The 9,114-nt window shown below is 45.4% G+C and carries 13 protein-coding genes; 11 read left to right on the top strand and 2 right to left on the bottom strand.

The genetic code is table 11. The features are described from left to right. Positions 1–180, top strand: a 180-nt coding sequence (locus ACK5MF_RS13900; protein ID WP_416923196.1) for an IS3 family transposase, incomplete at its 5' end; no start/stop codon positions are given. A 108-nt stretch (positions 181–288) separates the two neighbouring features. Then, positions 289–474, top strand: coding sequence for a DUF2065 domain-containing protein (locus ACK5MF_RS13895; protein WP_416923195.1), 186 nt, complete (start codon positions 289–291; stop codon positions 472–474). Between the two features lie 22 nt (positions 475–496). Here the strand turns inward: ACK5MF_RS13895 and ACK5MF_RS13890 are convergent, their stop codons facing one another. Together ACK5MF_RS13890 and ACK5MF_RS13885 are read right to left on the bottom strand one after the other, a co-directional pair. Then, positions 497–724, bottom strand: a complete 228-nt coding sequence (locus tag ACK5MF_RS13890) for a SlyX family protein (protein WP_416923194.1) — start codon at positions 722–724, stop codon at positions 497–499. 27 nt (positions 725–751) lie between these two features. Beyond that, the gene (locus ACK5MF_RS13885) at positions 752–1,732 is read right to left on the bottom strand and encodes a WD40 repeat domain-containing protein (protein WP_416923193.1); all 981 of its coding nucleotides are present in this window, start codon (positions 1,730–1,732) and stop codon (positions 752–754) included. Between the two features lie 184 nt (positions 1,733–1,916). Between ACK5MF_RS13885 and fkpA the strand changes: the two genes are divergently transcribed. From fkpA to tuf, 9 genes are all read left to right on the top strand, one after another. Then, positions 1,917–2,690, top strand: a complete 774-nt coding sequence (fkpA, locus tag ACK5MF_RS13880; RefSeq protein ID WP_416923192.1) for an FKBP-type peptidyl-prolyl cis-trans isomerase — start codon at positions 1,917–1,919, stop codon at positions 2,688–2,690. Between the two features lie 228 nt (positions 2,691–2,918). Then, entirely contained in the window at positions 2,919–3,644 is a 726-nt protein-coding gene (locus ACK5MF_RS13875) for a helix-turn-helix transcriptional regulator (protein WP_416923191.1), read from the top strand. Next, entirely contained in the window at positions 3,641–4,048 is a 408-nt protein-coding gene (gene tusD, locus ACK5MF_RS13870; RefSeq protein ID WP_416923190.1) for a sulfurtransferase complex subunit TusD, read from the top strand. Before ACK5MF_RS13875 ends, tusD begins: the two co-directional genes overlap by 4 nt. Next, the gene (gene tusC, locus ACK5MF_RS13865; protein WP_416923189.1) at positions 4,045–4,401 is read left to right on the top strand and encodes a sulfurtransferase complex subunit TusC; all 357 of its coding nucleotides are present in this window, start codon (positions 4,045–4,047) and stop codon (positions 4,399–4,401) included. Before tusD ends, tusC begins: the two co-directional genes overlap by 4 nt. A 9-nt stretch (positions 4,402–4,410) precedes the next feature. Then, positions 4,411–4,686 carry a sulfurtransferase complex subunit TusB gene (gene tusB, locus ACK5MF_RS13860; RefSeq protein WP_416923187.1) on the top strand — a complete coding sequence of 92 codons (276 nt, stop codon included), beginning with the start codon at positions 4,411–4,413 and terminating at the stop codon, positions 4,684–4,686. 178 nt (positions 4,687–4,864) lie between these two features. Beyond that, on the top strand, positions 4,865–5,239 hold the full coding sequence (rpsL, locus tag ACK5MF_RS13855; RefSeq protein ID WP_005595139.1) for a 30S ribosomal protein S12: 375 nt from the start codon (positions 4,865–4,867) through the stop codon (positions 5,237–5,239). A 119-nt stretch (positions 5,240–5,358) separates the two neighbouring features. Further along, positions 5,359–5,829, top strand: coding sequence for a 30S ribosomal protein S7 (gene rpsG / locus ACK5MF_RS13850; RefSeq protein WP_042490263.1), 471 nt, complete (start codon positions 5,359–5,361; stop codon positions 5,827–5,829). A gap of 155 nt (positions 5,830–5,984) precedes the next feature. Further along, positions 5,985–8,081, top strand: coding sequence for an elongation factor G (gene fusA, locus ACK5MF_RS13845; protein ID WP_416923184.1), 2,097 nt, complete (start codon positions 5,985–5,987; stop codon positions 8,079–8,081). A gap of 121 nt (positions 8,082–8,202) precedes the next feature. Further along, a partial coding sequence (gene tuf / locus ACK5MF_RS13840; RefSeq protein WP_416923182.1) for an elongation factor Tu occupies positions 8,203–9,114 on the top strand: 912 nt, incomplete at its 3' end.

The raw sequence follows: 9,114 nt of genomic DNA, 5'->3' as shown, positions 1-9,114 counted from the left end.
GAAAACTTCTTCGCTTTACTCAAAACAGAGATGTATCACGGTCAAAGCTTCACTGATGCTGATGAACTGATTGCAAATATCGAAGAATATATAGAGTATTACAATACAAAACGGATTAAGGTGAAATTTAAAGGCCTGACTCCGATAGAATATCGAAATCAGGCCTTGCAAGCCGCTTAACAGAAATGTCCAACTTTATGGGGTCACTTCAGAGCATGGGAACGAGAGATTTTCTTAACTGATTGGCATTGCTCCTTTGGGAGCCTTTCTTGATTATAGGAACAAATAATGTCGAATTCACTTTGGATGGCATTGGGATTAGTGCTAGTGGTTGAAGGACTTGGTCCTTTAATTGCCCCAAATGGTTGGCGGCAAATGGTTGCTCAGTTAAGTGAACAACCGGATAACCAGCTTCGTCGTATCGGCGGATGCTTAGTGGTAGCAGGCGCTGTTATCGCTTATTACTTTGCTTAAAACCCATGTTTACCAGAGAGTGTTAGTAATGTGGTGGTGGCGGCTCTTTGTTTGGATCCGCCATGTTGGACGTTTCCATATTTTTCATTTTTCCTACCACGTATTTCATTTGATCTTTCATTTTGTTGATCAACAACTGTTGCTGAGCGAGCGCTTCATTGAGCTCATCAATCGTCTGCTCTTGAAACGCGACTTTGCATTCCAAATCTTCAATACGTTGCTCTAACTGTACTGTGTGCTGTTCTGTCATCGTCATACCCAGATATGCTCTAGCGGCTTATTCGTCTCTTTGCCAGGCTTGTGCAATGCCGGCAGAAGTGCTTGAAATGATCCGCTGTTTTGAATCGAAGGCGGCATCATACACTACTGCTCGTGGTGGACGTGCATCTTTTCTTGGTTCCGCGTCGAAGCTCTCCAGTTTGTCGCCGCTCTTGCTATCCCAAACTTCAATTCGACTTGACGGCGTGCCTGTGACTAAAAATGCCCCATCGTCAGAAAAACGCGCGCTGGAAAAGATCAATTGTCTTGAGAAACTGTGCAGTTGAGTTTGCTTTAGTCCGCTTGGTAATTGCCAAATAAAAGCTTCATCGCCACCATCTGAGGTAAAGGCCAGTTTACCGTCGCGCTGCAAGGCAACACGGTTGACTCTCTGCTTATGTTCAAAGGTATGGATGATTTGCCCGGTTTTGGTATCCCAAAAGTAAGCTTTGTAGTCGTTGCCACCGGTGAGGGCATAGCGGCCGTTTGGTGAAAGAGCAACGGAATTGACTTTTTCCTGGTGCGCAAGGAACTCCATGCGACGTCCGTTGACTAAATCGACGTAAATGGCTTTACCATTCGATAGACCGAGCAAGACTTGCTGTCCATCACTGCTGATATCTATGTCGCGGATGAGTCCATCTGAAATGGACCATAAGCCTTTCGCTTGTGACCAAGCAAGGTTCCAAACGGCAAAGTTAATTTGGCTAGCGGTAACGGCAAATTGCCCACTATCGGCAATGCGAATACGCGATACCGTATTTTGTTGTGGGTCTTGGGCGCCGAGTTCGGCGAGTTTCTCGCGTGAGTTTAAATCCCACAGAACCAATTGGTGTTGTTGGGAATAAATAAGCGCAAATCGTCCATCGCGGCTTAAGCCAAAACTGGCAGAGCCGTTGGGCTCTAAATCCCAACGTTCGAGCTCTTTTCCAGAGAAAAAGCAGCCGTTTAACGCAACCATGACAGTAAAACAGAGTGTGAGATGGTAAATTATCCGCATGAGGTCTAATTATCCGTAGAGACAATCTCAAAACATACCGCTATATTGGTACAACTTTTTGTGATGTACCAGAGAGATAACTGATTTTGTGCATCATAACTGAAGCTTTTCCAACAGGATCCGCTTTATCAACAGAATCAGCTTTGCCAACAAAATGAGCTTTGCCAACAAATTGGAGAATTTAATGAAATCACTATTTAAAGTGTCACTGCTAGCTGCAACGGTAATGCTTGCAGTCGGTTGCCAAAAAGATGAAGCACCGAAAGTGGAAGCGACTCCGGCAGCACAAGAGCAACAGGCAGTCACTTTTAAAACTGACGATGAGAAAGCTGCATACGCTATTGGTGTCTCGTTCGCCAACTACCTAAACACCAGCCTAGATAAGCCTCGTGAAATTGGTATCGAACTAAATAAAGATCTTGTCCTTCAGGGTATTGAGCACGTCTTTGCTGGCAAAGCAGAACTTTCTGAAGAAGATACTCGCGCGGCATTAGAGTCTCTGGACAAGCGAGTGGCTGAAACCATGCAAGCGAAAACGGCTGAGAAAGCCGCAGCAAACAAAGCAGCGGGTGACAAATTCCGTTCTGAGTTTGAAGCTCAGGAAGGCGTGAAGAAAACGGAGTCTGGTCTGCTTTACCAAGTGATCACACCAGCAGAAGGTGAGCAACCAAAAGAGACCGACACGGTTCAGGTCCATTACAAAGGCACTCTGACTGACGGTACTCAGTTTGATAGCTCTTACGATCGTGGTGAACCTGCAACCTTCCCTCTAAACCGTGTTATCCCGGGTTGGACCGAAGGCGTTCAGTTGATGACTGTCGGTTCTAAATTCAAGTTTGTGATTCCGCCAGAGCTAGCATACGGCGAGCAAGACACACCAACCATTCCTACTAACTCAACCTTGGTATTCGAAGTTGAATTGCTCAAAATCGATAACAGCGAAGCTGCAGCGCAGTAAGCTATCGGTCTATTAAGTATCTAGCTAATCTTCTCATTCCCACGCGGAGCATGGGAATGAGAGAGCAGTCTAAAAGGTCTGACAGCTTCAGGCCTTTTTTTATTTCAGTGAGCTTCAGCACATAATTTGTTTCAAATCACTTGTTGGTGAGATAGCTAAGCATTCAAATAAAATTTTCTGATAGACTTACAACAATTTGTTGATTTTGCGTTTTAAGGTCAAAGTACAGTGACAACAACAGAAACATTTAATAATGCAGACATGCTGCTAGAAATGGAATCCGTTCACGTGAAACCATTCACTGAGCATGACAAAGTGATTTTGCGCTCTTATGAGGCGGTTGTAGATGGTATCGCCAGCTTGATTGGTCCTTTTTGTGAGATTGTGTTGCACTCATTAGAAGATCTGAATACCTCTGCAATTAAAATCGCTAATGGTGAAAACACGGGTCGTCAGGTAGGTTCGCCTATTACCGATCTTGCGTTAAAAATGTTGCGCGACATCGAAGGCTCAGAACGCAACTTCTCTCGTTCTTATTTCACCCGTGCCAAAGGCGGAGTGTTGATGAAGTCGATTACGGTAGCTATCCGTAATGGCGACAACCGTGTGATTGGTTTGCTGTGTATTAACGTCAACCTCGATGCACCTTTCTCTCAGGTTCTTCAATCGTTTATGCCAACGCAGGAAGCGCAAGATGCGGCTTCTTCAGTGAACTTCGCCAGTGATGTCGAAGAGCTGGTAGACCAAACCGTTGAACGTACGATTGAAGAGATCAATACCGACAAAACGGTATCGAACAATACCAAGAACCGGCAAATCGTTATGGCGCTGTTCGACAAAGGTATCTTTGATATTAAAGATGCGATTAACCGCGTGGCGGATCGTCTGAATATTTCTAAGCACACGGTTTACCTGTATATCCGTCAGCGTAAAACTGAGGATGATGAAGCGTGAGTTTAAGCCCCGCTTCGTTGACTTACTCTTTAGTGGTCAATGGGTCTGTATACGGAACTCAGTCTGCGCGTAACGCGTATCTGTTTGCACAAGCTTTGATAGAAAAAGGACACCAGTTGAAAAGTGTCTTTTTCTATCAAGATGGTGTGTTTAATGCCTCCAAACTGACCGTACCTGCCAACGATGAGTTTGATCTGGTGAAGGCTTGGCAATCACTGGCAATTCAGCATCAAGTGCGATTGGAAACTTGTGTCGCAGCAGCGTTGCGTCGCGGCGTGGTTGGACAAGATGAAGCCAGCCAGCATCAATTGCCTGTTGATAATCTTGCCGAACACTTTGAGCAGTCAGGATTAGGAAGTTTAGCCGAAGCTCTGTTGAGTCAAGATAGAGTGGTTCAATTTTGAAAAAAGTCGCTTTCATTTTTCATACACCTCCCCATGGTTCTTCTTCTGCTCGTGAAGGGCTGGACGCCATTTTAGCTGCTTCTGCCTATTCGGAAGAGCTAGCTGTTTTCTTTGTTGGTGAAGGGGTGTTGCAATTGTTAAAGGGTCAGGATCCGTCCCAAGTACTGAGCCGAGACTATATCAGCGCGTTTAAGTTGCTCGATTTGTATGATATTGAGCAGCGTTATATTTGCACGCAGAGTTTACAGCAGTGGGGACTAGCGCCGAGCGAACTCATTATCGAGGGTGAAATTGTCTCTCCACAGCAAATCGCTGAGCGGTGGGATGAGTTCGACCAACTGCTTACTTTCTGAGGTACACAAGTGCTACATATCGTAAAATCTTTGGAAAAACTGAAGCTTGTGTCTCGCTACCTGCAGCCGACAGATACCCTTTTGCTGGTGGAAAATGCTATTTACGCCTCTAGTCCACAAGCTGGATATGATGCGCATATTGTGCGGGCTGGTCAGGTCTTTGTCTTGCAAGAGGATCTCCAAGCCCGTGGTTGGTCAGAAAAAGTCGCACCAAACATGCAAATTATCAATAGATTTGAGTTTGTTGAATTGACAATAAATCATTCAAAATCAATATCTTGGTAAGTCGTCTCTGGTCATGAATATTCAGTTCATTTTTATGTCCAGCAACGGGCTAAAAAAAGATCTGTATATTTCTTGACACACATCCCACTGCTGCATAGAATTTTGCGTCCCTATTTACGCATTGTGAATAGGGATAGATTTTTCACCAAGCTAATTTCAGCAAATCAGGAGCTAGTTAATGGCAACTATTAACCAGTTGGTTCGCAAGCCACGTGCAAAGCAAGTTGTTAAAAGCAACGTGCCAGCACTAGAAGCGTGCCCACAAAAACGTGGTGTATGTACTCGTGTTTACACTACTACACCTAAAAAACCTAACTCAGCACTACGTAAAGTATGTCGTGTACGTCTAACTAACGGTTTTGAAGTTACTTCATACATCGGTGGTGAAGGTCACAACCTACAAGAGCACAGTGTAGTACTTATCCGTGGCGGTCGTGTAAAAGACCTTCCGGGTGTACGTTACCACACCGTTCGCGGCGCACTAGACTGTGCTGGCGTGAACGACCGTAAACAAGCTCGTTCTAAGTACGGTGTGAAGCGTCCTAAGTCTTAATGCGTCTTTTCTAATAAAGAAAGCGTTAAGTAAGGCCAAACACTTATTTTCAATTTTTAATTTTTGAAAAAACTGAAAAGTTTTGGATAAAACCTGAATTAAGACAACGGAGAAAATCCATGCCACGTCGTCGCGTTATTGGTCAGCGTAAGATCCTTCCAGATCCAAAGTTCAAATCTGAACTGCTGGCAAAATTCGTTAACATCCTTATGGTTGACGGTAAAAAATCTACTGCAGAAAAAATCGTTTACACTGCACTAGACACTATGGCTGAGAAATCTGGTAAAGATCACTTAGCAGTATTTGAAGAAGCTCTTGAAAATGTACGCCCAGCGGTAGAAGTTAAATCTCGCCGTGTGGGTGGTTCAACTTACCAAGTTCCAGTAGAAGTACGTCCGGTTCGCCGTAACGCACTTGCTATGCGTTGGTTAGTTGAAGCTGCGCGTAAGCGTGGTGAAAAATCTATGGCTGCTCGCCTAGCTGCTGAAATGCTAGACGCGTCAGAAAACAAAGGTACAGCTGTTAAGAAACGTGAAGACGTTCACCGTATGGCTGAAGCGAACAAAGCGTTTGCTCATTACCGTTGGTAATACCTTTTCAGTGCTGCAAGGTTCCTTGCAGCACTTCTTTAGTTCCTATGCTTATGCTAGGAACTATTGCTATATCTAGAGGCCTGTATTTTCTCAAAGTGAGAACAGTTGGTAGCTATAGCAATAGTCCCTATCTCTAATAAGAGGATTCAATCGTGGCTCGCAAAACTCCTATTGAGCGCTACCGTAACATCGGTATCTGTGCTCACGTAGATGCAGGTAAAACAACGACGACTGAACGTATTCTGTTCTACACTGGTCTTTCTCACAAAATCGGTGAAGTTCACGATGGCGCCGCAACCATGGACTGGATGGAGCAGGAGCAGGAACGTGGTATCACTATCACTTCGGCTGCGACGACGACTTTCTGGCGTGGTATGGAAGCACAATTCCAAGATCACCGCATCAACATCATTGATACTCCTGGACACGTTGACTTTACTATCGAAGTCGAACGTTCACTGCGCGTGCTAGATGGTGCTGTAGTTGTATTCTGTGGCGCATCAGGTGTTGAACCTCAGTCTGAAACGGTATGGCGTCAAGCAAATAAGTACCACGTACCACGTATCGTATTTGTCAACAAAATGGACCGTGCAGGCGCAGATTTCCTACGCGTTGTAGACCAAATTAAAAATCGTCTTGGTGCTACTCCGGTTCCCATCCAATTAAACATTGGTGCGGAAGAAGAGTTTAGAGGTGTTATCGACCTTATTAAGATGAAAGCCATCAACTGGAATGAAGCCGATCAAGGCATGACGTTTACCTACGAAGACATTCCAGCTGACATGATCGAACTTGCTGAAGAGTGGCGCAACCATTTGGTTGAGGCTGCGGCTGAAGCCAGTGAAGAATTGATGGAAAAATACCTTGATGATGGTGAGCTGACTGAAGCTGAAATCAAGCAAGCGTTACGTCAACGTACACTGAACAACGAAATCGTATTGGCCACTTGTGGTAGTGCGTTTAAAAACAAAGGTGTGCAAGCCGTTTTGGATGCGGTGATTGAATATCTACCAGCGCCAATAGATGTACCTTCAATCAAAGGTGTTGATGAACGTGAAAACGAAGTTGAACGTCATGCAGACGACAACGAACCGTTTTCAGCGTTAGCATTCAAGATTGCGACAGACCCATTTGTCGGAACGCTCACTTTCATGCGTGTTTATTCCGGTGTGGTAAATTCAGGCGATGCCGTTTACAACTCAGTGAAAGACAAAAAAGAGCGTTTTGGTCGTATCGTGCAAATGCACGCCAACAAGCGTGAAGAAATTAAAGAAGTTCGTGCTGGCGATATCGCCGCAGCGATCGGTCTGAAAGATGTAACGACAGGTGACACTCTATGTGACCAGAACCACAAAGTGATTTTGGAACGTATGGAATTCCCTACGCCAGTGATTCAGATCGCCGTAGAACCCCGTTCTACCGCTGACCAAGAGAAAATGGCCATTGCGCTAGGTAAACTAGCCGCAGAAGACCCATCATTCCGTGTTGAAACAGACCAAGAAACGGGTCAAACACTGATCTCTGGTATGGGCGAGCTTCATCTGGACATCATCGTTGATCGTATGAAACGCGAATTCAGCGTTGACTGCAACGTGGGTAAACCTCAGGTTGCTTACCGTGAAACCATTCGTGGTAAATCGGAAGTAGAAGGCAAATTTGTTCGTCAGTCTGGTGGTCGTGGTCAATATGGTCACGTTTGGCTGAAGATTGAACCTGCTGAAGTAGGTCAGGGCTTTGTCTTCGTTGACGAGATCGTTGGTGGTGCAATTCCTAAGGAATTCATCGCTCCGGTAGCGAAAGGTATCGAGGAGCAAATGAACAACGGTGTGTTGGCTGGCTACCCAGTATTGGATGTTAAAGCCACACTCTTTGATGGTTCATTCCACGATGTCGACTCAAGTGAGATGGCGTTTAAAATCGCTGGCTCAATGGCATTCAAGAAAGGTGCGCTTGAAGCAAACCCAGTTATTCTTGAACCGCTAATGAAAGTTGAAGTAACCACTCCGGAAGATTGGATGGGTGATGTTGTTGGTGACTTAAACCGTCGTCGCGGCATGATCGAAGGTATGGATGATGGCCTTGCTGGTCTGAAAATTATCCATGCCAAAGTACCTCTCTCTGAGATGTTTGGTTATGCAACCGACCTACGTTCTGCGACCCAAGGTCGTGCTTCTTACTCTATGGAGTTTAGTGAGTACGCTGAGGTTCCTAAAAATATTGCGGAAGCAATTATTGCGGAACGCGGTTAACGTTATTTGATTAATAACGAATCTATTGCGCTGACGAGCGTTGGCGCATAAAATAGCAAATTCTGGCGCGCCTTGAGTGAACGTTACTTGGGGTGAATCATAACTAGGAAGGAACACGAACGTGTCTAAAGAAAAATTTGAACGTACGAAACCGCACGTAAACGTTGGTACTATCGGCCACGTTGACCACGGTAAAACAACTCTAACAGCAGCAATCTGTACTACTCTTTCAAAAGTATACGGCGGTGCAGCTCGTGACTTCGCATCAATCGATAACGCTCCAGAAGAGCGTGAGCGCGGTATCACAATCTCTACTTCACACGTAGAATACGATACTCCAAGCCGTCACTACGCACACGTAGACTGCCCAGGACACGCTGACTATGTTAAAAACATGATCACTGGTGCTGCGCAAATGGACGGTGGTATCCTAGTTGTAGCTGCAACAGATGGTCCAATGCCACAAACTCGTGAGCACATCCTACTAGGCCGTCAGGTTGGTATTCCTTACATCATCGTATTCATGAACAAATGTGACATGGTTGACGATGAAGAGCTGCTAGAACTAGTAGAAATGGAAGTTCGTGAACTTCTGTCTGAATACGACTTCCCAGGTGATGACCTGCCAGTAATCCAAGGTTCTGCACTAGGCGCGCTAAACGGCGAAGCACAGTGGGAAGAGAAAATCCTTGAGCTGGCTAAAGCACTGGACGAGTACATCCCAGAGCCAGAGCGTGCAGTAGACATGCCGTTCCTGATGCCAATCGAAGACGTATTCTCAATCCAAGGTCGTGGTACAGTAGTAACTGGCCGTATCGAGCGCGGTATCCTACGTGTAGGTGATGAAGTAGCAATCGTTGGTATCCACGAGACTACAACCACTACATGTACTGGTGTAGAAATGTTCCGTAAACTGCTGGACGAAGGTCGTGCAGGTGAGAACGTTGGTGCGCTACTACGTGGTACTAAGCGTGATGAAGTAGAACGTGGTCAAGTACTGGCTAAACCAGGTTCAATCACTCCTCACACCAAG

Source organism: Vibrio sp. (genome assembly GCF_047973365.1).
Taxonomy (GTDB): Bacteria; Pseudomonadota; Gammaproteobacteria; order Enterobacterales; family Vibrionaceae; genus Vibrio.
The sequence above is the reverse complement of the archived record's forward strand: the minus strand, read 5'-3'. Positions and strand labels throughout refer to the sequence as shown.